Source organism: Pseudomonas kermanshahensis (genome assembly GCF_014269205.2).
GTDB classification, from domain to species: domain Bacteria; phylum Pseudomonadota; class Gammaproteobacteria; order Pseudomonadales; family Pseudomonadaceae; genus Aquipseudomonas; species Aquipseudomonas kermanshahensis.
This window is the reverse complement of sequence record NZ_JABWRY020000010.1, coordinates 1-1,305: the sequence shown is the minus strand read 5'-3', so window position 1 is coordinate 1,305 and position 1,305 is coordinate 1. Positions and strand designations below refer to the sequence as shown.

The window sequence follows — 1,305 nt, the reverse complement described above, 5'->3', positions numbered from 1 at the left end:
GGGCGACTTGGTCAAGGTGACCATCACGGCTGACCAGGTATCGGTCGCCGAGAACGTCAAACCAACGTTCACCGTCCACATCAACACCGCGCTGGCTCACGACCTGGTCGTGACGCTGAGCAACAACGCCACCGTCACCATCAAAGCCGGTGAAACCAGCGCGCCGTACACTCACGAAGCGCAGGGCGATGACGTCTACAAAGACGCCGGTGAAATCGAGCTGGGCGTGAAGTCGGCAGCAGACATCGATGGCCGTGCCTTCGAGAACCTGCAGCTGGGCGATGCAGCGTCGGTCAAAGTCACCGATACCACGGATGACGTGGTGGCCAAGCTGACTGCGACGCCTTCGGTGACCGAAGGTGGTGCAATCACCTACACCATCACCCTGACCAACAAAGACGGTCTGCCGATCGATAAACACTCGGCGCTGACCTTCACCTTGAGTGACGGCACCACCGTCATCACGGTTCCGGCCAACAGCACCAGCGGTTTCACCACCGTGACTGCCCCGGACAACGTCTACGTCGGTACCAACGACGCAGTGATCAAATCGATCGCTTCGGTTGATGGCGCCGATGTTGGCAAGTTCGAGAACCTGGTTCTGGACAAGACCCCGGTCAGCACCACTGTTACTGACGAGCCAGGCTCGGGTACTCCAGGCGCTGGCAACGAAGGCGATCTGGTCAAGGTCACCATCACGGCCGATCAGGTTTCGGTGGCTGAAAACGTCAAACCGACCTTCACCGTCCACATCAACACCGCCCTGGCTCACGACCTGGTCGTGACCTTGAGCAACAACGCCACCGTCACCATCAAAGCGGGTGAAACCAGCGCGCCGTACACCCACGAAGCGCAGGGCGACGACGTCTACAAAGACGCCGGCGAAATCGAGTTGGGCGTGAAGTCGGCAGCAGACATCGACGGCCGTGCCTTCGAAAACCTGCAGCTGGGCGACGCCGCTTCGGTCAAAGTGACTGACACCACGGATGACGTGGTGGCCAAGCTGACCGCTACGCCTTCGGTCACCGAAGGCGGTGCGATCACCTACACCATCACCCTGACCAACAAAGACGGTCTGCCGATCGACAAGCACTCGGCACTGACCTTCACCCTGAGCGACGGCACCACCGTCATTACCGTGCCGGCCAATAGCACCACCGGTTTCACCACCGTGACTGCCCCGGACAACGTCTACACCGGTATCAACGATCCAGTGATCAAGTCGATCGCTTCGGTCGATGGCGCGGATGTCGGTAAGTTCGAAAACCTGGTTCTGGACAAGACCCCGGTCAGCACCGCTGTGAC

Annotated in this window: 1 protein-coding gene; it reads left to right on the top strand. The window is 60.0% G+C overall.

Features of this window, described 5'->3' with window-relative positions:
* The coding region (locus tag HU764_RS27475) for an immunoglobulin-like domain-containing protein (RefSeq protein WP_338109092.1) at positions 1-1,305 on the top strand (1,305 nt) is incomplete at both ends.